19 protein-coding genes are annotated in these 22,005 nt (G+C 70.2%); 14 read left to right on the forward strand and 5 right to left on the reverse strand.

All coding sequences use genetic code 11. From position 1 onward, the window contains the following. The first annotated feature begins 4 nt into the window (after positions 1-4). Together glpX and K6T13_RS13725 are read left to right on the forward strand one after the other, a co-directional pair. Positions 5-1,024: a class II fructose-bisphosphatase gene (gene glpX / locus K6T13_RS13720; RefSeq protein WP_222895109.1), complete on the forward strand. Its 1,020-nt coding sequence runs from the start codon at positions 5-7 to the stop codon at positions 1,022-1,024. Between the two features lie 27 nt (positions 1,025-1,051). Further along, the gene (locus K6T13_RS13725; protein ID WP_222895110.1) at positions 1,052-2,665 is read left to right on the forward strand and encodes an alpha-amylase family glycosyl hydrolase; all 1,614 of its coding nucleotides are present in this window, start codon (positions 1,052-1,054) and stop codon (positions 2,663-2,665) included. Here the strand turns inward: K6T13_RS13725 and K6T13_RS13730 are convergent. Then, positions 2,662-3,504, reverse strand: a complete 843-nt coding sequence (locus K6T13_RS13730) for an esterase/lipase family protein (RefSeq protein ID WP_222895111.1) — start codon at positions 3,502-3,504, stop codon at positions 2,662-2,664. The genes K6T13_RS13725 and K6T13_RS13730 overlap by 4 nt on opposite strands. Before the next feature lie 90 nt (positions 3,505-3,594). On the opposite strand from K6T13_RS13730, the gene K6T13_RS13735 reads away from it, so the two are divergent. After that, a complete protein-coding gene (locus K6T13_RS13735; RefSeq protein ID WP_222895112.1) occupies positions 3,595-4,515 on the forward strand; it encodes an alpha/beta fold hydrolase in 921 nt (306 codons plus the stop codon). An 82-nt stretch (positions 4,516-4,597) separates the two neighbouring features. Here the strand turns inward: K6T13_RS13735 and K6T13_RS13740 are convergent, their stop codons facing one another. Beyond that, the gene (locus tag K6T13_RS13740) at positions 4,598-5,689 is read right to left on the reverse strand and encodes an ABC transporter ATP-binding protein (protein WP_222895113.1); all 1,092 of its coding nucleotides are present in this window, start codon (positions 5,687-5,689) and stop codon (positions 4,598-4,600) included. 238 nt (positions 5,690-5,927) lie between these two features. Here K6T13_RS13740 and K6T13_RS13745 point away from each other — a divergent pair, with 238 nt between their 5' ends. The 3 genes from K6T13_RS13745 to K6T13_RS13755 all read left to right on the forward strand — a co-directional run bounded on the left by K6T13_RS13745 (position 5,928) and on the right by K6T13_RS13755 (position 9,324). Beyond that, entirely contained in the window at positions 5,928-7,298 is a 1,371-nt protein-coding gene (locus K6T13_RS13745) for an ABC transporter substrate-binding protein (RefSeq protein WP_222895114.1), read from the forward strand. A 77-nt stretch (positions 7,299-7,375) separates the two neighbouring features. Beyond that, positions 7,376-8,362: a carbohydrate ABC transporter permease gene (locus tag K6T13_RS13750; protein ID WP_222895115.1), complete on the forward strand. Its 987-nt coding sequence runs from the start codon at positions 7,376-7,378 to the stop codon at positions 8,360-8,362. After that, complete coding sequence (locus K6T13_RS13755) at positions 8,359-9,324, forward strand: carbohydrate ABC transporter permease (RefSeq protein ID WP_222895116.1); 966 nt, start codon at positions 8,359-8,361, stop codon at positions 9,322-9,324. The genes K6T13_RS13750 and K6T13_RS13755 overlap by 4 nt, the downstream gene beginning before the upstream one ends. A gap of 3 nt (positions 9,325-9,327) precedes the next feature. Here K6T13_RS13755 and K6T13_RS13760 read toward each other — a convergent pair whose 3' ends face one another. Further along, positions 9,328-10,707 carry a GH1 family beta-glucosidase gene (locus tag K6T13_RS13760; protein ID WP_222895117.1) on the reverse strand — a complete coding sequence of 460 codons (1,380 nt, stop codon included), beginning with the start codon at positions 10,705-10,707 and terminating at the stop codon, positions 9,328-9,330. A 29-nt stretch (positions 10,708-10,736) separates the two neighbouring features. Between K6T13_RS13760 and K6T13_RS13765 the strand changes: the two genes are divergently transcribed. From K6T13_RS13765 to K6T13_RS13785, 5 genes are all read left to right on the forward strand, one after another. Further along, positions 10,737-11,774 (forward strand): LacI family DNA-binding transcriptional regulator, encoded by a 1,038-nt coding sequence (locus K6T13_RS13765; RefSeq protein ID WP_222895118.1) that lies wholly within the window; start codon positions 10,737-10,739, stop codon positions 11,772-11,774. A 162-nt stretch (positions 11,775-11,936) separates the two neighbouring features. Further along, positions 11,937-13,172 (forward strand): extracellular solute-binding protein, encoded by a 1,236-nt coding sequence (locus K6T13_RS13770; RefSeq protein ID WP_222895119.1) that lies wholly within the window; start codon positions 11,937-11,939, stop codon positions 13,170-13,172. After that, positions 13,169-14,110 (forward strand): carbohydrate ABC transporter permease, encoded by a 942-nt coding sequence (locus K6T13_RS13775; RefSeq protein WP_249423792.1) that lies wholly within the window; start codon positions 13,169-13,171, stop codon positions 14,108-14,110. Before K6T13_RS13770 ends, K6T13_RS13775 begins: the two co-directional genes overlap by 4 nt. Beyond that, positions 14,110-14,940, forward strand: a complete 831-nt coding sequence (locus K6T13_RS13780; protein ID WP_222895120.1) for a carbohydrate ABC transporter permease — start codon at positions 14,110-14,112, stop codon at positions 14,938-14,940. The genes K6T13_RS13775 and K6T13_RS13780 overlap by 1 nt, the downstream gene beginning before the upstream one ends. A gap of 4 nt (positions 14,941-14,944) precedes the next feature. After that, positions 14,945-16,216: an ABC transporter ATP-binding protein gene (locus tag K6T13_RS13785; RefSeq protein WP_222895121.1), complete on the forward strand. Its 1,272-nt coding sequence runs from the start codon at positions 14,945-14,947 to the stop codon at positions 16,214-16,216. Here K6T13_RS13785 and K6T13_RS13790 read toward each other — a convergent pair whose 3' ends face one another. After that, positions 16,217-16,876 carry a DUF1707 SHOCT-like domain-containing protein gene (locus tag K6T13_RS13790; RefSeq protein WP_222895122.1) on the reverse strand — a complete coding sequence of 220 codons (660 nt, stop codon included), beginning with the start codon at positions 16,874-16,876 and terminating at the stop codon, positions 16,217-16,219. It lies immediately after the preceding gene. A 124-nt stretch (positions 16,877-17,000) separates the two neighbouring features. Here K6T13_RS13790 and K6T13_RS13795 point away from each other — a divergent pair, with 124 nt between their 5' ends. After that, a complete protein-coding gene (locus K6T13_RS13795; protein WP_222895123.1) occupies positions 17,001-18,707 on the forward strand; it encodes a fumarate hydratase in 1,707 nt (568 codons plus the stop codon). On the opposite strand, the gene K6T13_RS17590 is transcribed toward K6T13_RS13795, so the two are convergent. After that, positions 18,685-19,581, reverse strand: coding sequence for a MerR family transcriptional regulator (locus K6T13_RS17590; RefSeq protein ID WP_222895124.1), 897 nt, complete (start codon positions 19,579-19,581; stop codon positions 18,685-18,687). The two genes, K6T13_RS13795 and K6T13_RS17590, sit on opposite strands and share 23 nt — an antisense overlap. A 294-nt stretch (positions 19,582-19,875) precedes the next feature. On the opposite strand from K6T13_RS17590, the gene K6T13_RS13805 reads away from it, so the two are divergent. Together K6T13_RS13805 and K6T13_RS13810 are read left to right on the forward strand one after the other, a co-directional pair. Further along, positions 19,876-20,553, forward strand: coding sequence for a spermidine synthase (locus tag K6T13_RS13805; RefSeq protein WP_222895125.1), 678 nt, complete (start codon positions 19,876-19,878; stop codon positions 20,551-20,553). Beyond that, entirely contained in the window at positions 20,550-21,926 is a 1,377-nt protein-coding gene (locus tag K6T13_RS13810; RefSeq protein WP_222895126.1) for a class II fumarate hydratase, read from the forward strand. Before K6T13_RS13805 ends, K6T13_RS13810 begins: the two co-directional genes overlap by 4 nt. Positions 21,927-22,005 lie beyond the last annotated feature (79 nt).

Here is a 22,005-nt window from a genome sequence, read left to right on the forward strand (position 1 = left end):
GGCCATGAGCGTGAGCCACCCGGACCCCAACTCCAGCACGGTCGACCGCAACCTCGCCATGGAGCTGGTCCGCGTGACCGAGGCCGCTGCCATGGCCGCCGGCCGATGGGTCGGTCGGGGTGACAAGAACGGCGCCGATCAGGTGGCCGTCAACGCCATGCGCGTGATGATCTCGACGATCGGCATGAACGGCACGGTGGTCATCGGCGAGGGCGAGAAGGACGAGGCGCCGATGCTCTACAACGGGGAGCGGGTCGGTGACGGCACGGGCGCCGAGTGCGACGTCGCCGTCGACCCCATCGACGGCACCACGCTCACCGCCAAGGGCATGAACAACGCGATCGCGGTGCTGGCCGTGGCCCCACGCGGCGCGATGTACGACCCCTCCGCGGTGTTCTACATGAAGAAGCTGGTCACCGGCCCCGAGGCCGCCGCCGTCGTCGACATCCGGTACCCCGTGGCCGAGAACATCCACCAGGTCGCGAAGGCGAAGGGCTCCCGGCCCGAGGACGTGACCGTGGTGCTGCTCGACCGGCCGCGCCACCAGGAGCTGGTCGAGGAGATCCGACGCACGGGAGCCCGCATCAAGTTCATCGCCGACGGTGACGTCGCCGGCGCCATCATGGCCGCGCGACCCAACACCGGCATCGACCTGCTGCTGGGAGTCGGCGGCACGCCGGAGGGCATCATCGCGGCCTGCGCGATGAAGTGCACCGGCGGTGTGATCCAGGGGCAGCTCTGGCCGCGTGACGACGACGAGCGGCAGAAGGCGCTCGACGCCGGGCACAACCTCGACGACGACTTCGTGCTGGCCACCGACGACCTGGTCTCGGGAGAGGAGGCCTACTTCGTGGCCACCGGCATCACCGACGGCGAGCTGATGCGCGGCGTGCGCTACCGCGCCGGTGGCTGCACGACCGACTCACTGGTGATGCGCGCGCGCAGCGGCACCATCCGGTCGATCACCTCCGAGCACCAGCTCCACAAGCTGCGCACGTTCGCGGCCATCGACTTCGAGCACTGACAGACCCCGACGGTCGGGAGGGACCACGTGGGCGGAGAGTGGCTGCGCGACGCCGTCATCTACGAGATCTACCCCCAGTCGTTCGCGGACTCCGACGGCGACGGCATCGGCGACCTGCGGGGCGTCATCGACCACCTCGACCACGTGGCCTCGCTGGGCGTGGACGCGATCTGGTTCAACCCCTGCTTCGCCTCTCCGTTCGTCGACGCCGGGTACGACGTCTCGGACTACCTGCAGATCGCACCGCGCTACGGCACCAACGACGACCTCGCCGAGCTGGTCGACCGGGCGCGGGAGCGCGGGCTGCGGGTGATCCTCGACCTGGTGGCCGGGCACACCTCCATCGAGCACGAGTGGTTCCAGGCCGAGCTCGCCGCCGCCGGGCCGGACCCGCGTGGCGACCGCTACATCTGGTGCGAGCAGCCGCCCGCCGAGGGGTGGGAGCTGGACATGCCCGGGACCCCGGCCTGGGTCCGCTCCCCCGGGCCGCGACCGGGGTACTACCTTAAGAACTTCTACGACGAGCAGCCCGCCCTCAACTTCGGGTGGACGACGACCTCGCCGGACGAGCCGTGGCGCGACGCCATGGACGCCCCCGGCCCGCGCCGCAACCGGCAGGCGTTGCGCGACATCCTCGACTTCTGGCTCTCCCGCGGCGTCTCGGGCTTCCGGGTCGACATGGCCTTCTCCCTCGTCAAGGACTACGGCGTCGAGAAGGGCCTGGAGGCGTCGGTCGAGGTCTGGCGCGAGATCCGGGAGTGGCTGGACCAGGCCCACCCGGACGCGGTGCTGATCCCGGAGGGAACCGAGCCGCGCACCGGGCGTCCGCTGGTCTTCGACGCCGACTTCGCCCTCGTCATCCATGGTGCCCACGCCAGCCTCTTCGACAACCACGCCGCCGGGACGCTGCCGTTCCAGCCACCCCGGGAGCCCTTCTTCGACGCCGACGGTCGCGGCAGCACCGCGCCGTTCCTCGAGGCCTGGGCAGCGGCCCGCCGTGGGGACCCGCACCGTCCGGTCGTGCTGGCCACGGCCGACCACGACTTCAACCGGCTGCGTTGCGGCGGGCGGACGCCGGAGCAGCTCGGCGCAGCCTTCACCTTCCTGTTCACGTGGGGCTCGGTGCCCTCGCTCTACTACGGCGACGAGATCGGCATGCGCTACCTCCCCGGCATGCCCGACGTGGAGGGGGCGATCTGCAACCCGGGCTACAACCGCGCCGGGTGCCGCACCCCCATGCAGTGGGACGACACGCCCAACGCCGGGTTCTCCATGGCCCCGGCGGACCGGCTCTACCTGCCCGTCGACCCAGACCCGAACCGGCCGACGGTGCAGGCCCAGGAGCAGGACCCCGGCTCGACGCTCACCCTGGTCCGGGAGCTGCTCGCCCTCCGGCGGGCCACCCCCGCCCTGCAGGGCCACGCCGAGACGCGCGTGCTCCACGACCACTACCCGCTCGCCTACACCCGGGGCGGCACCCACCTCGTGGTCGTCAACCCCCGCCGGGAGCCGGCCCACCTCGAGGCCCCGGAGGCCTCCGGCTCCTCGTTGCTCTGGGGGCGGGGCGTCGAGGTCGAGCCCGGGGGCGTGCAGGTGGCCGGCTTCGGCTACGGGGTGCTCGAGCTGGGACCGGGTTCCTAGCCCGCCGCACTGGCGTCCGGCGACAGCGGGGCGACGGCAGCCCCGCTCAGGGCGTGCCGGGCGAGGGCGGAGGCCACGGCCTCGATCGAGCGGGGATCGATCGACATCCCGATGTGGGACGCGCTCACCTCGACCGCCACCGCCTCCGGGTCGACGCAGGCCCGCCAGTCGACGATGCCGTCCCGTCGCGAGTAGATGGCGGTGAAGGACATCCCCGGTGGCAACGGAGCCCGGCTCTCCTCGAAGCTCAGCCGTGCGCAGTCACCGGCGACGCAGTCCCCCGACATCAGGCCCGGCACGCCCGCCCGACTCAGCCGGACCAGCACGTCGACGCTCCGGCTGAGCGAGGCATGGTGCGCGGCCGGTGCCAGCATCGGGCTGCCCATCGTCACGATGCCGGAGATCAGGTCGGGACGACGGACGGCGAGGGCCCGCGCGAGCATCCCGCCGAGGGAGTGTCCCACCACCTGGACCCGGGAGCCGCGGCGCAGCGCCACCGACTCGAGCCTGGCCTCCAGCTGGGTCGCCGCTGCCCGGGTGCAACCGACGTTCGCGTGGATCAGCGACCGGTAGGTGCGGTGGCCGCGCCGTCGGAGGGCACGGGCCATCAGCGAAAGACTGGCATCGCCTGCGAGGAAGCCGGGCACCAGCACCACCGGTTCTCCGCGGACGAGGTCGCGGACGACGTACGGCGTGGTCCGGCGGGCGCGCCGCTCCCCCGCGGCCCACGCCAGGTGGCGGCCCGCCTCCCCCACGATGCTGCCTTCCCGGAGCGCAGCCGCCAGCCGCGGCCGGTCGAAGCCCTCCGGCTGCAGAAACGTCCCGAGCGTCGGCGCCATCTCGCGAGCGTAGGGCCGAACCCCCGCAGACTGGGGGATTTGGCGCCCCCATACCCAGTTCTCGACCAGCCGTGCTGTTCACTGGGACCCATGAGCGCCGCCCCCTCCTCCGACCGCGACGTCTCCGTCTCCGAGGAGCTGTTCGCGCCGGTCAACGCCGAGGTGGAGCTGTGCTACCAGACCTTCGGCGACCCCAGCGGCGAGCCGGTGCTGCTGGTGATGGGGCTGGGCGGGCCGATGACGTGGTGGGACCCCGAGTTCTGCGCGATGCTCGCGCGGCGCGGCCGCTACGTCATCCGGTTCGACAACCGCGACGTCGGCCGCTCCAGCCGCGGGACCGGGCGGGTGACCCGCCCGGCCCTGATCCGGGCGTTCACCGGCCGCAGCGTGCGCCCGCCCTACACCCTCAGCGACCTCGGCGCGGACGCCTTCGGCCTGCTCGACCACCTCGGCCTGGCGTCGGCCCACGTCGTCGGCATCTCGATGGGCGGCATGATCGCGCAGGTCATGGCGATCGACGCCCCGCAGCGGGTGCGGTCGCTCACGAGCATCATGTCGACCACGGGCAAGCGGACCGTCGGGTGGCAGCACCCGCGACTGCTGCCCCTGATGCTCGGGTCACGGGGTACCGACCGCGAGACCTACGCGCTCCAGTCCGCCAAGGCCTGGCAGGTCATCGGGTCGCCGGCCTTCCCGCAGGCCATGGACGACACGCTGACCCGCGCCCGCGACACCTTCGACCGCGGTGTCTCCGCCAGCGGGGTGCTCCGACAGATGCTGGCGATCCTCGCCGAACCCGACCGTGGCCCCCGGCTGCGGGGGCTCCGGATCCCGGCGCTGGTCGTGCACGGCGACGCCGACCGGATGGTCCACGTCTCCGGCGGGCGTGCCACGGCCCGGTCCATCCCCGACGCCGAGCTGCTGGTCATCGAGGGGATGGGCCACGACCTGCCCCGCGAGCTCTACGACACCGTGGTCGAGGCCATCGGTCGGACGATCGAGCGAGCCTGAGGCCCGACACGGCCAGACGTCGAGACGGGTGTGCCCCGGCCGCAGCCGGGGCACACGCAGAAGTGATCGTTCGCGGACCGACCTACTCGGAGAGCCGCTCGCCGGTCTCGGTGTCGAACACGTGGACGTGCTCGGGGTCGGTCGTCACGTAGACCGTGTCGCCCTTGTGGACGGTGTCGCGTGCCGACACCCGGACGATGATGTTGCCGGGCGCACCCTCGACCTCGCTGGTGCCGTAGACGAACGCGTCGGCGCCCAGCTCCTCCACGACGGTCACCCGGACGGGGAGGCCGCCCTCCTCGGCCGACACCACCCGCCAGGCCTCCGGGCGGACACCGACCGTCACGTTGTTGTGCTGCGGACCCATCTTGGTGCTGGCTGTCGGGTCCACCGGGACCAGGTAGTCGCCGATCTGGGCCTTGCCGTCCTTGGCGTGGGCCTGCAGCAGGTTCATCTGCGGGCTGCCGATGAAGCCGGCGACGAACAGGTTGATCGGCTTGTCGTAGAGCTTCAGCGGCGTGTCGACCTGCTGGAGGTAGCCGTCCTTCATCACGGCCACACGGTCACCCATCGTCATGGCCTCCACCTGGTCGTGGGTGACGTAGACGGTCGTGACCCCGAGGTCGGCCTGCAGCTTCGCGATGTCCGTGCGGGTCTGGACGCGCATCTTGGCGTCGAGGTTGGACAGCGGCTCGTCCATGCAGAAGACCTGCGGTGAGCGCACGATCGCGCGGCCCATGGCGACTCGCTGCCGCTGGCCGCCGGACAGCGCCTTCGGCCGGCGCTCGAGGTACTCGGTGAGGCCGAGCAGCCGCGCCGCCTCCTCCACCCGCTGGCGCCGCTCGTCGTCGGGCACCTTCGCCATCTTGAGCGCGAAGCCCATGTTGTCGGCCACCGACATGTGGGGGTAGAGCGCGTAGTTCTGGAAGACCATGGCGATGTCGCGGTCCTTGGGCGGGAGGTTGGTGACCTCCTTGTCGCCGATGAAGATCTTGCCGTCGTTCACCTCCTCGAGGCCCGCCAGCATGCGCAGCGTCGTGGACTTGCCGCAGCCTGACGGCCCGACGAGCACCATGAACTCGCCGTCCTTGATCTCGAGGTCGATGCCGGGCACTGCCGGCTTGTCCGCGCCGGGGTACCAGCGCTGGGCCTTCTCGAACCTGACGTTCGGCATGATCTTCTCCTTCACCGGCAGGTACGTGCCGGACGATCCGTAGTGAGGATTTGACCGCCGCGACCGGGTGTGAAGCCGGTCACAGCACCCCCAGCCTAACCACAGGGACCGATGGCGACGAATGGCGCGATCGTGACCGGATCGAGATCCCGGATGTGCGGACCGGCCCTTGACGCCGGTTTGCGCAAACGTTTACATCGGTGTGAGGACCATCACAGCCCAGGGAGAGGGAGCACTGATGAGATCACGTCGAACCCGACTCGGCGTCGCCACCGTCGCCGTCGCCGGCCTCGTGCTGGCCGGCTGCGCGGCGGAGGAGAGCGGAGAGCCGCAGACTGCCGGGGGCGAGGCTCCCGGAGCGGGACAGCCCGAGTGTGAGCAGCTCGAGCAGTTCGGCGACCTGAGCGGTCGCTCGGTCAGCGTCTACACATCGATCATCGAGCCCGAGTCGGACGCCCACAAGGCGTCCTACGAGGTGTTCGAGGAGTGCACCGGAGCCACGGTGGAGTACGAGGGCTCCTCGGAGTTCGAGGCCCAGCTCGTCGTCCGCGTGCAGGGCGGCAACGCCCCCGACATCGCCTACATCCCGCAGCCCGGCCTATTGGCCACGCTGGTCCGCGACACCGGCGAGATCGTCGCGGCGCCCGACCCGGTCTCCGACAACGTCGACGAGTTCTTCGGCGAGGACTGGCGCCTCTACGGCACGGTCGACGACACCCTCTACGCCGCGCCCCTCGGCGCCAACGTGAAGTCGTTCGTCTGGTACTCCCCCAAGAAGTTCCAGCAGGAGGGCTGGGAGGTCCCGGAGACGTGGGACGACATGATCGCCCTGTCCGACCAGATCGCCCAGAGCGGCATGAAGCCCTGGTGCGCCGGCATCGAGTCGGGTGACGCCACCGGCTGGCCGACCACCGACTGGCTCGAGGACGTCATGCTCCGCACCGCCGGCGCGGACACCTACGACCAGTGGGTCAACCACGAGATCCCGTTCGACGACCCGGCCGTGGTCGAGGCGCTCGACCAGGTCGGTGAGATCCTCAAGAACCCCGACTACGTCAACGGCGGCATCGGGGACGTGAAGTCGATCGCGACCACGGCCTTCCAGGAGGGTGGCCTGCCGATCCTCGACAACGAGTGCGCCCTGCACCGCCAGGCGAGCTTCTACGCGGCGCAGTGGCCGGAGGGCACCGAGGTGGCGGAGAACGGTGACGTCTTCGCCTTCTACCTGCCGCCCATCGGCGAGGAGTTCGGCAACCCGGTCCTCGGTGGTGGCGAGTTCGTGGCCGCCTTCTCCGACGAGCCCGAGGTGCAGGCCTTCCAGACCTACCTCTCGAGCGACATCTGGGCCAACGAGAAGGCCAAGGCCACGCCCGGTAGTGGCTGGGTCAGCGCCAACACCGCGCTGGAGATCTCCAACCTCAACAGCCCGATCGACCAGCTGTCGGCGGAGATCCTGCAAGACCCCGAGGCGGTCTTCCGCTTCGACGGCTCCGACCTCATGCCCGCTGCCGTGGGCTCGGGTTCGATGTGGACCGAGATGACCAAGTGGATCACTGGTCAGGACACGGAGACCACGCTCGCGAACCTCGAGAGCTCCTGGCCGAGCTGACGCACCACGCGTGACGGGGGATGTCCGGGCCCCGCCCGGGCATCCCCCCTACGCGCACCACTATCGGGAGGGACCGCATGAGCACGTCAGACAAGCTCATCCAGATGGTGATCGCGGTGGTGCTCTTCTTCGCCGTGATGACCGTCATCCTGCTCGTGACTCAGCGCCTGCGGTCACGGAGCGGGGAGCGCATCCAGGCCGCGGCCTTCGTCGCCCCGGCCCTGATCCTCATCACCATCGGGCTGCTGTACCCGGCAATCCGCACGATCTACCAGTCGTTCTTCGGCAACGCCTACGAACCGATCGTGGGCATGAACCCCAACAACTTCGACGGCTTCGACAACTACGTCCAGATCTTCACCGACTCGGGGCTCCTCAAGGTGCTCCGCAACACCGCGATCTGGGTGATCCTCACCCCGATCCTGGCCACCGGCATCGGCCTCGTCTACGCCGTCCTGGTCGACCGGTCCCGCTTCGAGAAGTTCGCCAAGGCCCTGATCTTCCTGCCGATGGCGATCTCCCTGGTCGGGGCCTCGATCATCTGGAAGTTCGTCTACGACTACAAGGCCACCGAGCAGGACCAGCTGGGCGTCCTCAACGCCCTGCTCAAGCTCGTCGGCGTCGATACCTACCGGTTCCTGCTGACGGAGCCGTGGAACACGTTCTTCCTCATCGTCATCATGGTCTGGGTCCAGGCCGGTTTCGCCATGACGGTGCTCTCCGCGGCCATCAAGGCCATCCCCGACGACATCATCGAGGCCGCCCGTCTCGACGGCGTCGGCGGTCTGCGGATGTTCCGCTACATCACGGTGCCGAGCATCAGACCGTCGCTGATCGTGGTCCTCACGACCATCAGCATCACGACCCTGAAGGTCTTCGACATCGTCCGGACCGCGACCGGCGGCCAGTTCGGCACGAGCGTGCTGGCCAACGAGTTCTACGTGCAGAGCTTCCGGTCCTTCGACTTCGCGCTCGGCGCGGCGCTCGCGGTCCTGATCTTCATCCTGGTGACACCGATCGTCATCTACAACGTCCGGCAGATGCGTCGGCTGGAGGCACGATGAGCACCACGACACCCCCGCCGGCCGTACCCCAGGCCGACGTCGACACCCCGACCGAACCCAAGCAGCGCTCGGCCGCGTCGGTCGCCCGCGACGCGCTCTCGAGCCGGGCGGCCTCGGGCGCCGCCATCGTGATCGCGATCCTGTGGACGCTGCCCACCTTCGGCCTGTTCGTCTCCTCCTTCCGCCCCGAGGGCGAGGTCAAGACCAACGGCTGGTGGAACGTCATCACGGATCCGCAGTTCACGCTCGACAGCTACCAGTCGGTGATCAGCGGGTCCAACAACATCAACCTGGCGAGCTACTTCATCAACTCGATCGTCATCACGATCCCGTCGGTGCTCATCCCGATCTCGCTGGCGGTGATGGCGTCCTACGCGTTCGCGTGGATCGAGTGGAAGGGCCGCGACATCCTGTTCGTGGCCGTCTTCGCCCTGCAGATCGTCCCCATCCAGGTGACGATGATCCCGCTGCTCCGCCTCTACGTGGAGCCGCCGTTCAACCTGATGCCGCTCGCCGGCAACGACGCCCCTGGCGGCGGGTTCTACACCGTGTGGCTCTCCCACACGATCTTCGCGCTGCCGTTGGCGATCTTCCTGATCCACAACTTCATGCGGGAGATCCCCGGAGAGCTGGTGGAGTCGGCCCGCGTCGACGGCGCCGGGCACGTGCAGATCTTCAGCCGGATCATGCTGCCGCTGATGACACCCGCGATCGCGGCGTTCGGCATCTTCCAGTTCCTGTGGGTCTGGAACGACCTGCTGGTCGCCCTGGTGTTCGCCGGCGGCTCGCCAGACGTGTCACCCCTGACCGTCCGGCTCGCCGCACTGGCCGGGCAGCGGGGCGAGGACTGGCACCTGCTCTCGGCGGGCGCGTTCGTCTCGCTCGTGGTGCCGCTGATCGTGTTCCTCTCGCTGCAGCGGTACTTCGTCCGCGGCCTGCTGGCCGGAAGCGTCAAGGGATGAGCGTCACGAGGTGACGGGGAGGCGGGCCCCGCGCTGCAACGCGGCGGCCTGCCTCTGCACCCATCCGAACGACGACTTGCGAGTCCTCGGGAGGTCCTGATGCGTCCGATCCACGTGCACGAGCCCGAAGGTCTTCGTGTAGCCCTCGGCCCACTCGAAGTTGTCGAGCAGGGTCCACACGAAGTAGCCCCGCACGTCCGCACCCGCGTCTCGCGCCCGCTCGGTGGCGGCGACGTGGTCGTGGAGGTAGGCGATCCGGTCGGGGTCGTCGACCACGCCGTCCACGAGCTGGTCGGCGTAGGCCGCGCCGTTCTCCGTCACGACCAACGGCACGCCCACGCGCTCGTACGTCGTGCGCAGCAGCTCCTCGAGCCCCGTGGCCTCGACCTCCCAGCCGATGTCGGTGCGGGGCTCGCGGACCACGAGGTCCAGGTCCCCCACTCCGGGATAGGCATGGCGTTCCGGGTGCGGCGGAGCGTCCCGACCGGGCAGGGCCGGACGCATCGGGGTGTAGTAGTTGATGCCGAGCCAGTCGACGCTGCCACGCATCGCCCCGAGGTCGCCGTCGCGGACCACGTCGTCGGAGCGCAGCTCGGGGGCGACCTCCAGCACCGCGTCGCTGTAGGCACCGTCGACGAGCGGGTCCAGCCAGATCCGGTTGCGGATGGCGTCGAGACCTCGCGCCACGTCGCGTGCGGCGTCGTCCTCCGGCCACACCGGGACCAGGTTGAGGACGATGCCCACCGATGCGTCCGCGGGGAGCACCTGCCGGGCCCAGGCGTGGCCGAGCGTCAGGTGGTGGGCAGCGACGTGCGCCTGCCCGCCCTCACGACGTCCCGGGGCGTGGACGCCTGCCGCGTAGCCGAGGTAGGCCGCACACCACGGCTCGTTGTGCGTCGACCAGAGCTGCACCCGGTCACCCAGCCGCTCGTGGACGACCGCGGCGTAGTCGGCGAAGGCCCGTGCCGTGTCGCGCGAGAGCCAGCCACCCGCCTCCTCCAGCCGCTGCGGCAGGTCCCAGTGGTAGAGCGTGGCCGCAGGACGACAGCCCTGTGCGAGCAGCCCGTCGACCAGCCGGTCGTAGTAGTCCAGCCCGCGCGGCTCGACCCGGCCGGTTCCGTCGGGCACCACCCGCGGCCACGCGATCGAGAACCGGTACCACTCCACGCCCAGGTCCTCGATGAGGGCGAGGTCGTCGTCGAGCCGGTGGTAGGAGTCGCACGCCCGCGAGCCATCACCACCGTCGCGGACCGTGCCCGGGCGCGAGGTGAACTCGTCCCAGATCGACGGGCTCCTGCCGTCCTCGTCGACGGCTCCCTCGATCTGGTACGACGCGGTCGCGACCCCCAGCGCGAGTCGGTCGGGTGCCAGCGGATGAGTCATGTGTCCAATGTAGAGGGCAGGAGGTCGGCGTGAACCCGCGCTCGGCAGCCGCTCCGGGACCCACCAACATGAGCGACGTCGCCCGCGAGGCGGGGGTGTCCATCGCCACGGTGTCGCGGGCGCTGCGGGGCCTCCCCGGTGTCAGCGACCCCACCCGGGACCGGATCTTCCGCGTCGCCGAGGAGCTCTCCTACGTCGTCTCGCCGGAGGCCTCGACCCTGTCCGGGGGGCGCACGGGACGCGTCGCCGTGGTCGTGCCCAGCCTCGAGAGCTGGTTCGCCTCGACCATGATGGCCACCATCGAGTCGACCGTGCGCGGGGCCAACCGCGACGTCCTGCTCTACCAGGTGGACGGCGAGGCGCAGCGCAGCCGGTTCTTCCGCGAGCTGCCCACGCGTCGCAAGGTCGACGCGGTCGTCCTGGTGTCGTTGCCGATCCTGCCGGAGGAGGAGCAGCGCCTGGACCTCATGGGTGTGCAGGTCGTCGTGGCAGGATCCCGCCTGCGCGACTTCCCCTTCGTCGAGGTCGACGACGTGGCCATCGCGGTCAAGGCGACCGAGCACCTCGTGGAGCTGGGTCACACACGCATCGGCATGATCCGCACCAGCGACACCGAGGGCGCCCGCTGGACCAGCGACCTGCACCGCTCCGAGGGCTACCTCCAGACGCTCCACGCGCACGGCCTCGGCGACCCGGGACCGCTCCACGTCACCGAGCACTACGGCGTACGCGCCGGGGAGCGAGCCATGCACCGGCTCCTGGACCTCGACGACCCCCCGACGGCGGTGCTCTGCTACTCCGACGAGATGGCGATCAGCGCGCTCCAGGCCGCCACGTCGCGCGGACTGCGCGTGCCGGACGACCTGAGCCTCGTGGGCATCGACGGCCACCCCCTCGCCGCCCTCTTCGGCATCACCACCGTCGACCAGCACGTCCGCGACCAGGCCCGGCTCGCCGGCGAGATGGCGCTGCGGCTGCTGGGGGGCGAGCCTCTCGAGGATCCGGCGATCATCGTGGAGTCCGAGCTCGTGGTCCGCTCCTCCACGGCGCCTCCGCCGGCCGGCTGACCGGCCGGGGCCCGCCGTGACCGGCCGTGGCCCGCTGGACAGCCTTCTTGCCAAACACCCTCCGACCCGACTAGACCGGTCCCGGGCACAGCGACAGGAGGGTGCATGAGCAGATCCGGGACCTCATCCGTTCGACACGGGGGCCGAAGGCGACGGGCGGGTGTGGCCGGGGCGCTGCTCCTCGTCTCGGGGCTCCTCGCCGCGTGCTCCGGCGACGACTCCGGCACGCCGACCCTGATCTGGTACACCAACCCCGACACCGGCGGGCAGGCCGCCGTCGCCGAGGAGTGCTCCACCGACCGCTACGAGATCACCACCGAGGTCCTCCCGCAGGACGCCAACCAGCAGCGGATCCAGCTCGCCCGCCGACTGGCGGCCAAGGACCCCGACATCGACCTGATGAGCATCGACCCGCCGTTCACGGCCGAGTTCGCCGACGCGGGCTACCTCGCCGAGATCCCGCAGCAGATGCAGCAGACCTTCCGTGAGCAGGCATTCCAGAGCGCGGCAGAGGCGGCCACGTGGGACGACCAGCTGGTGGTGGCGCCGTTCTGGTCCAACACGCAGGTGCTCTGGTACCGCAAGTCCTTCGTCGACAAGGCCGGGATCGACATGAGCCAGCCCGTCACGTGGCAGCAGGTCATCGAGGCCGCCGGCAAGAACGACGGCCGGATCGCCGTCCAGGCCAACAAGTACGAGGGCTACTCCGTGTGGGTCAACGCGCTCATCGAGGGAGCGGGTGGACAGATCGCCACCAACACCGACGCGGGCGTCGACGCCGAGATCCAGATCGACTCCGAGGCCGGGCGGGAGGCCGCCGACGTCATCTCCGCCCTGGCGTCCTCGGACGCCTCGCCCGCCGACCTGTCGGTGTCCAACGAGGGCACGGCCGCCGCGACGTTCAGCAGCGACGCGGGGGCGTTCATGGTCAACTGGACGTTCATCTGGGGCAACTATGGCGAGGACCGGCTCGGCGACGACATCGGTTTCGCCCGCTACCCGCGGACCGTCGAGGGTGAGGAGTCGACCCCGCCCTACGGCGGCATCGGGATCGGCGCCAGCGCCTTCTCCGACCACCGCGACCTGGCCGTCGAGGCGCTCGAGTGCCTGACCAGCCCCGAGAACCAGGCGATCAACGCCGAGCTGACCGGCAACATGCCCTCCAGCGCCGCCGGGTACGAGCAGCCGCAGGTGCAGAAGCTCTTCCCCGCCGACCTGATCCAGCTCTTCCAGGAGAGCCTGCAGGACGCCGCACCGCGCACGCTGACGCCGTACTGGAGCGACATCTCCGGCGCGATCCAGAGCACGTGGCACCCACCCAGCACCGTGGACGAGCAGACCCCCGAGGAGTCGGCCGAGTTCATCCGTGACGTCCTCGACGGAAGGAGCCTGCTGTGAGCACCGTGACCGCACCGCGGCGTGAGGACGTCCGGCAGGCGCAGGCGGCCGAGAGCGACCGGACCAAGTCCGAGAACCGGCTGGGCCTGCGCCTGGTCGCGCCAGCTGTCGTCTTCATGCTGCTGGTGACGGCCTGGCCGATGCTGCAGGCCCTCTACCTCTCGCTGTTCCGCTACCGCCTGACCGCGCCCGACGACCGTGAGTTCGTCGGGATCGCCAACTACACGACCGTCCTCACCGACCGGCTGTTCTGGCTCGACACCTGGAACACCGTGCTGATCATGGTCGTGACGGTAGCCGTCGAGCTGGTAATCGGCTTCGCCTTCGCCATGGTGATGCACCGGATCGTGTTCGCTCGCGGTGTCATCCGTACCTCGATCCTCATCCCCTACGGCATCATCACGGTGGTCTCGGCGTTCGCCTGGCAGTTCGCCTTCAGCCTCAACAACGGTTTCGTCAACAACTGGCTGCCGTTCGTGGACGAGAACTTCAACTGGTTCGGCGACCACTGGCCGGCGATGTTCGCGATCATGGTCTCGGAGATCTGGAAGACCACGCCGTTCATGGCGCTGCTGCTGCTGGCCGGCCTCTCGCAGGTCTCCGAGGACATGCTCGAGGCGGCCAAGGTCGACGGCGCCACCTGGTGGCAACGGTTGTGGAAGGTCATCCTCCCCAACATGCGCGCGGCGATCATGGTCGCGGTCCTGTTCCGGGCCCTCGACGCCTACCGCATCTTCGACAACATCTTCGTGATGACCAAGGGGGCCCAGGAGACCGAGTCGGCGTCGTTCCTGACCTATCGACAGGTCATCGAGCAGGTGCAGCTCGGCCTGGGATCGGCACTGTCGGTGCTGCTGTTCCTGAGCGTCCTGCTGATCGCGTGGCTCATCGTCAAGCTGTTCAAGGTCGACCTGGCGCAAGCAAGGGGTGAGGGCTGATGAACCAGAAGACCAGCGTCGGCACCTGGATCGGCTTCGTGCTGATCCTGGGGTGGTGCCTGCTGCCGGTGGTGTGGATCATCTCGCTGTCGTTCAAGTCGGCAGAGGAGACGGCCGCGGGCAGCCCGCAGTTCCTGCCCAAGGACTTCACGCTGCAGAACTACGCCGACATCCTGGCCAACGAGGACTTCCTGCTGGCCCTGCGCAACTCGTTCGGGATCGCCGCGATCGCCACCGTGCTGGCCGTCATCTTCGCGACCCTGGCGGCCTACGCCATCGCGCGCCTCGAGTTCCGCGGCAAGCGCGTGGTGCTGTCCATGGCGCTGGCGATCGCCATGTTCCCGGTGGTGTCGCTCGTCGGTCCGCTGTTCGACATGTGGCGGACCTTCGGGCTGTTCAACACCTGGCCGGGCCTGATCATCCCCTACATGACGTTCACGCTGCCGCTGGCGATCTGGACGCTGTCGGCCTTCTTCCGCGAGATCCCCTGGGAGATGGAGCAGGCCGCCCAGGTCGACGGGGCGACGTCGTGGCAGGCCTTCCGCAAGGTGATCGTGCCGCTGGCGGCGCCGGGGGTCTTCACCGCGGCGATCCTGACGTTCTTCTTCGCCTGGAACGAGTTCGTCCTCGCCATCTCGCTCACCTCGACGACCGGGTCGCGCACCGTGCCCGCCCAGCTCTCGTTCTTCGTGGGACCCGACCCGTTCAATCCGCCCTACGGCCAGCTCGCCACGGCCTCGGTCGTGGTGACGGTCCCGATCATCGTCATCGTCCTGCTGTTCCAGCGCAGAATCGTCGCCGGCCTCACCTCCGGCGCAGTGAAGGGTTGATCTGATGTCCGCCATCACCATGAAGAACATCGTCAAGCGCTACGGCGACGGCTTCCCCGCGGTCAACGACGTGAGCATCGAGATCGGCGACGGGGAGTTCATGATCCTCGTCGGCCCCTCGGGCTGCGGGAAGTCCACCCTGCTGCGGATGATCGTCGGGCTCGAGGACATCACCTCCGGCGAGATGGTCATCGGCGACCGTACGGTCAACGACCTCGCGCCGCGCGACCGCAACCTGGCGATGGTGTTCCAGAACTACGCGCTCTACCCCCACCTGACGGTCTACGAGAACATCGCCTTCCCGCTGCGCCTCGCCGGGGCCGACGACGCGACGGTCGACGAGAAGGTCCGGGAGGCGTCGAAGACCCTCGAGCTCGACGAGCACCTCGAGCGCAAGCCCGGCAACCTCTCCGGCGGGCAGCGCCAACGGGTTGCCATGGGCCGCGCGATCGTGCGCGACGCCGAGGCGTTCCTCTTCGACGAGCCGCTGTCCAACCTCGACGCCAAGCTGCGCGGCCAGATGCGGACCGAGATCTCGCGACTCCAGAAGCGGCTGGGCATCACCACGGTCTACGTGACGCACGACCAGACCGAGGCCATGACGCTCGGGGACCGGGTCGCGGTCCTCAAGCGAGGAGTGCTGCAGCAGCTCGCGTCACCCCGCGAGCTCTACGAGAACCCCGGCAACCTCTTCGTCGCGGGGTTCATCGGCTCCCCGCCCATGAACTTCCTGCCCGCCGAGCTCGACGGGACGTCGCTGAAGCTGCCCTTCGGCACCGTCGACATCCCCGAGGAGAAGGCCGCCCCGGCGCGCGACAAGGGTCTGCTGATCGCCGGCATCCGGCCCGAGCACTTCGAGGACGCCGACGTGGTCGACCAGGACAAGCGGCAGGGTCACACCTTCAAGGCCCAGGTCGACGTCGTGGAGTGGCTCGGTGACAGCGCCTACGCCTACATCCCGTTCGACGCCCCGCCCGAGGTCGCCGACCAGCTCTCGCAGCTCGAGCGGGACCTCGACGGCGAGTCGATGCGCACCCAGCTCGTGGTGTCCCTCGATGGGTCGAGCCGGATCGGCGAGGGCGACGAGGCCGAGATCTGGGTGGACGCGACCCGAATCCACCTCTTCGACCCCTCGACGGGGGAGAACCTCACGGTCGACACCTCGCGCGCCGGCGAGATCCCCGGCCTCGAGGACCCCGAGGCCAAGGCCGAGGCCGAGCGGGCCGCCGACGAGGGCGAGGAGATCCACTCGGCGCGGCCGGCCGGCGACGCCTGATCAGCTGTCGCGGCCGGTGAGGCGCGTGAGCCGGCCCGCACGGGGAGGGCCCTTGCGGGTCACGGTGACGCCGGCCATCAGCGCCACGCCCTTGACCCGCACCACCGGCGAGTCGGCGGTCACCTCCGGGGGCACCTTGTCCCGGCCCTGGTCGAAGGCGCCCATGATCCCCACGCCCTCGACGATGACGTGGGTACGGGCGTCGACATAGATGTCGATCCCCGCCATCACGGCGTTGGCCCAGATCGTGGTCTCCCGTGCGGCGAAGGTGGCCTCACGCAGGTCGAGGGTCACCCCGCCCATGAGGGCGAAGGCGTTGTGTCGGGGCGGCACCAGCCAGGCACCCTTGCGGGTGCAGTCGCCCATGATCGACAGCGAGTTCTCCCAGGTGGCGGTGGCCGGCACGGTGTCGCGTGGCACAGCGGGTACCGCGGACTGCTGCGGGTGCCCGGGCAGGTCGATGGTGATGGGCACGAGGTCGGCGTAGGTCTTGGCGGCGTACGCCGCTTCCAGCCGCTCCTCCAGCTCGTCGAGGTCGAGACGCCCCTCCGCCGCCGCGTCGCGCAGGAGGTCGGCGACCTTGTGCCGGTCGGCGTCGGAGATGCGCATCCGGGACGGGTCCCCGGCCGACGGGTCGCCGGGTTCGAGCGGTCCTCCCATGCGGCCCAGCCTAGAGGGGGCCGACCCGGGCCGAGGTCCGTGCGCGGCCGAGCCGGAGACCGAGACCGGGCCGGCCTGATCCTGCCGCTCGCCCGAGCCGGCCGCCGACGTAGCATCGAGTGCTGTGACCAGCGCAGCCTCCGCCCCTGAGTTCCGGTACTCCGACCTCCTCCCCACCGCCGGCTCCAACGGCGCCGCGGAGACGCCCTACCGCCTCCTCACGACCGAGGGGGTCAGCACGGTCGAGGTCGACGGACAGACGTTCCTGCGGGTCGACCCGGAGGCGATCCGGCGGCTCACCGCCGAGGCGATGCACGACATCAGCCACTACCTGCGGCCCGGCCACCTCGCGCAGCTCCGCCGGATCATCGACGACCCCGACGCCTCCGGCAACGACCGCTTCGTGGCGCTGGACCTGCTCAAGAACGTCAACATCTCCGCCGGTGGCGTCCTGCCGATGTGCCAGGACACCGGCACGGCGATCGTCATGGGCAAGAAGTCCGAGCGGGTGCTCACCGGCGCCGACGACGGCGAGGCGATCTCTCAGGGCGTCTTCGACGCCTACACCGAGCTCAACCTGCGCTACTCGCAGCTGGCGCCCCTGACGACGTTCGAGGAGAAGAACACCGGCACCAACCTGCCGGCCCAGGTCGAGATCTACGCGACACCGGCCGGCGAGATCCCTGAGTACAAGTTCCTCTTCATGGCCAAGGGTGGCGGCTCGGCCAACAAGTCCTTCCTCTTCCAGGAGACCAAGGCCGTCCTCAACCCCTCCCGCCTGATGGAGTTCCTCGACGAGAAGATCCGCTCGCTCGGCACGGCCGCCTGCCCGCCCTACCACCTCGCCGTGGTGATCGGCGGTACGTCGGCGGAGTACGCGCTCAAGACGGCCAAGCTGGCCTCGGCCCACTACCTCGACGACCTCCCGACCGAGGGGTCGATGAGTGGCCACGGGATCCGCGACACCGGGCTCGAGGAGCAGGTCTTCGAGCTGACCCAGTCCTTCGGCATCGGCGCGCAGTTCGGCGGCAAGTACTTCTGCCACGACGTCCGGGTGATCCGGCTGCCACGGCACGGGGCCTCCTGCCCCGTCGCGCTGGCGGTGTCGTGCTCCGCGGACCGGCAGGCGCTCGGCAAGATCACCCCGGAGGGGGTGTTCCTCGAGCAGCTGGAGACCGACCCGGCGCACTACATGCCGGACGCCGGCGTCTCCGACGAGATCGCCGGCGGCGAGGTGGTGCAGGTCGACCTCAACCGGCCGATGCCCGAGATCCTGGCCGAGCTCTCACAGCACCCCGTGAAGACCAGGCTCTCCCTCACCGGTCCGCTCGTCGTCGCCCGCGACATCGCCCACGCCAAGATCAAGGAGCGGCTCGACGCCGGCGAGCCGATGCCGGCGTACCTGCAGGACCACCCGGTCTACTACGCCGGTCCCGCCAAGACCCCGACCGGGATGGCCTCGGGCTCCTTCGGGCCCACGACCGCGGGTCGCATGGACTCCTACGTCGACCAGTTCCAGGCCGCTGGCGGATCGATGGTCATGCTGGCCAAGGGCAACCGGTCGAAGCAGGTGACCGAGGCGTGCGGCCGCCACGGCGGTTTCTACCTCGGCTCGATCGGCGGTCCGGCCGCCCGGCTGGCGCAGGACTGCATCCGGTCGGTGGAGGTGCTCGAGTACCCCGAGCTCGGCATGGAGGCCGTGTGGAAGATCGAGGTGGAGGACTTCCCGGCCTTCATCGTGGTCGACGACAAGGGCAACGACTTCTTCACCGACCCCGCCGGCACGACGACGGTGCCGCTCAGCGGGATCAGGGTGCGCTCGGCGCAGTAGCCGCCGGCGGGGCGCTCCGGCCGTCGGGCAGCGAGCCCGCCAGGACGCGGGCAGCACGGGCGATCCGGTGGCCCAGCGGATCGGCGCCGAAGCCCACCGCGTCCTGCTGGGCACCACCGACGAAGACCGGCACGCTGGCGGCCTCGCGGCGCAGGACGTCCACAGCGCCACGGGTCGTCGGCAGGTCGTCCGTGGTCGGCACCGCCATCACCACCGAGACCGCGCTGCGGGAGCGGACGGCGTCGAGCCAGCTGTCCTGCGGCACGTCCGCGCCGAGGTAGACGACGGTGACACCCGCACGCCGCAGCGCGACGGCGAACGCCAGCACCCCCAGCTCGTGCCGGCACCCGCTGGCCAGGCCGACGGCGACCGGTGCGGTGGTCTCGGCGTACCCCGTGGCGTCGAAGAGCGCGGCGAGCCGCCGGTGGACACCGGCGCTCACGAAGTGCTCGCCCGCCACCCCCACCCACCCGTCTTCCCAGGCACCCCCGAGGGCCCGGAGCGAGGGCATGAGCCACCCGTCCACGATCTGCTCGAAGCTCCCCGCGGCGAAGCCAAGGTCGAGCGTCCGGTTGAGCGCCTGCTCGTCCAGGTCCCGTCCGGCGAGGACGAGGGAGTCCACGTCAGCCGCGGGCTCGCGCTCGGGTGGGGGGTCGGCCCTCGCGGTCTTCGCCCGGCGTGCGGCCTGCGCAGGCGACCATCCCGCGTCGACGAGGGCCTTCATCAGCGCCAGCCGGCGGATCGCCGCCTCGTCGTAGAGCCGGTAACCGCCTTCTGAGCGGGCGGGCGCCACGACGCCGTAGCGCCGCTCCCAGGCACGCAGCGTGTCGGGCGAGATGCCGACTCGCTCCGCCGCACGCTTGACGGTGATCACTGCTCCGACCTTACTCCTCGCGGCGGAGAAGTCAGGTGGGACAAACACTGGACGAACTGCGGACCGTGTGGTGAAGTGGACGATTACCTACTTGGGACGAAGCTGTGACACACGACCGCGAGCCTGCCGACGCCGACTGCCGTGCCGGCCGTGCGCCGGGCCCCGTCCCGAGCAGGCTCCCCCTTTCCTCCCCTGGTGCTGATCCCCCTGAGTGACCGGGCCCGGCCTCGGGGCCGGGCCCGCGTCACGAAGGGGTGAGCCCACCACCTCCGGTCGCTCCGTAGCCTGTCCGTCGTGGAGTACGTCGAGCTGGCGCGCGCGGAGTCCGAACGCGGTGAGCTGGTGCTGCGCGACCGCCGGGAGGCGGACGGTGCGTCGGTGCTCGAGCTCCGGGTCAACGGCATTTTCGTCATGGACTCCGCCGAGGTCTCCAGCGAGCAGGCGCTCGCGGAGGCGGCGCTGGCCCGGGTGGCCCAGCCGCGCGACGTGCTGGTCGGCGGCCTGGGGCTCGGCTACACCGTGCACGCGGTGACGGCGGACCGACGGGTCGAGCGCTGCACGGTGGTCGAGGTCGAGGAGGCCCTGGTGGGCTGGATGCGCGACGGGACGGTCCCGCACGGCCCCTCGGTGCTGGCCGACGACCGCGTGCGGGTGGTCGTCGCCGAGCTGGGGTCCGCCGTCGCGGAGGCGCGAGACGAGGGCTTCGACCTGGTGCTCCTCGACGTGGACAACGGTCCCCACTTCCTGGTCCACGACGGAAACGCCCGGCTCTACCGGACCGACTTCGTCCGGCAGACGCGACGCATCATCCGGCCCGGTGGCGCGATGGCGGTGTGGTCGATGGACCGGGCCGCGGACGTGCTCGACGCCCTGGAGTCGGTCTTCGACGAGGTCGAGGCCGTCCCCTGCCCGGTGCGACTCCAGGAGCGCGACGAGACGTACTGGTTGCTCGTCGGTACGGTCGCCCCATGAGCGACGACTACCGGATCGAGCACGACTCCATGGGCGAGGTGCGTGTCCCGGCGGACGCGCTGTGGCGGGCCCAGACCCAGCGCGCCGTGCAGAACTTCCCGATCAGCGGCACGCCGCTCGAACCGCGGCTGGTGCGCGCGCTCGCGCTGGTGAAGCAGGCGGCCGCCCGGGCCAACGGCGCACTCGGGGTGCTGGAGGGCGATCAGGCTGAGCGGATCGAGCAGGCGGCGGCGTCGGTGGCGGCAGGCGAGCACGCCGACCAGTTCCCGGTCGACGTCTTCCAGACCGGCTCCGGCACGAGCTCCAACATGAACATGAACGAGGTGCTGTCCACCCTCGCCGGCGAGGGCGTGCACCCCAACGACCACGTCAACGCCAGCCAGTCCAGCAACGACACCTTCCCGACGGCGATCCACGTCGCCGCCGCCCTCGCGGTGGTCGAGGACCTGCAGCCCGCCCTCGCCGTCCTCCACGACAGCCTCGCGGCGAAGTCCGAGGAGTTCTCCGGGCTGGTGAAGTCGGGTCGCACCCACCTCATGGACGCCACCCCGGTGATGCTCGGCCAGGAGTTCGGCGGGTACGCCGCCACGCTGGCGCTGGCGGCCGAACGGCTCGACGCCGTGCTGCCGCGGGTGCGCGAGCTGCCGCTCGGCGGGACGGCCGTGGGCACCGGCATCAACACTCCCGAGGGGTTTGCAGCGCGGGCGATCGAGGCTCTCGCCGAGCTGTCGGGGCAGCCGTTCACGGAGGCCCGCGACCACTTCGAGGCGCAGGGCACGCGGGACTCGCTCGTGGAGCTGAGCGGGGTGTTGCGCACCATCGCGGTCGGGCTCACGAAGATCTGCAACGACCTGCGCTGGATGGCCAGCGGGCCGACGACGGGCCTCGCGGAGATCAGGCTGCCCGACCTGCAGCCGGGCTCGAGCATCATGCCGGGCAAGGTGAACCCGGTGCTGCCCGAGGCGACGCTGATGGTGTGTGCCCAGGTGGTCGGCAACGACGCCACGGTCACCACGGCGGGTGCCGCCGGCAGCTTCGAGCTCAACGTGATGCTGCCCGTCATCGCCCGGAACGTGCTGGAGTCGGTGCGGCTGCTCGCCAACGCCAGCCGGGTCCTGGCGGAGCGGTGCGTCGACGGCATCGAGCCCGACGCCGAGCGGATGCGCGGCTACGCCGAGTCCTCACCCTCGATCGTGACGCCGCTCAACAAGCTCATCGGCTACGAGGAGGCCGCCAAGATCGCCAAGCAGGCGATGGCCGACGGCGCCACGATCCGCGACACGGTGATCGCGATGGGCTACGTCGAGCGCGGCGACCTCACCGAGGAGCAGCTCGACACAGCGCTCGACGTGGAGTCGATGACCCGCCCCTGATCCCCCGTATGGGGCATGTCACCGGGGTGCCGGGGCTTCGATACTCCCTCTCATTCGACGCGTGCGCCGGCGCGCGTCA

Source organism: Nocardioides coralli (genome assembly GCF_019880385.1).
GTDB classification, from domain to species: domain Bacteria; phylum Actinomycetota; class Actinomycetes; order Propionibacteriales; family Nocardioidaceae; genus Nocardioides; species Nocardioides coralli.